Genomic DNA, 243 nt, shown 5'->3' on the forward strand with positions numbered 1-243 from the left:
GGCGTTGACACGAAAGCGCGAGACACCCGGCACCTCGAAGGAGAAATCGGTCTCGAGGAATTCCTCGAAGTCACGGCGCTGCTTGTCGTTCATGATCTCGTAGATCAGCGCGCGCACCTGCTTGTCATCCATTGACGGCACATTGATGCGCCGCACATCACCGTCGACACGAATCATCGGTGGCAAACCAGCGGACAGGTGAAGATCCGACGCGTTCTGTTTTGCCGAAAAAGCCAGCAGTTC

Annotated in this window: 1 pseudogene; it reads right to left on the reverse strand. The window is 56.8% G+C overall.

Annotated features, from left to right (window positions below):
• A pseudogene (locus R0J88_RS22765) lies at positions 1-243 on the reverse strand (twitching motility protein PilT); the annotation flags it as partial.

The organism is Pseudoalteromonas sp. SIMBA_162 (assembly GCF_046535955.1).
In the GTDB taxonomy this organism is placed as follows: Bacteria; Pseudomonadota; Gammaproteobacteria; order Enterobacterales; family Alteromonadaceae; genus Pseudoalteromonas; species Pseudoalteromonas marina.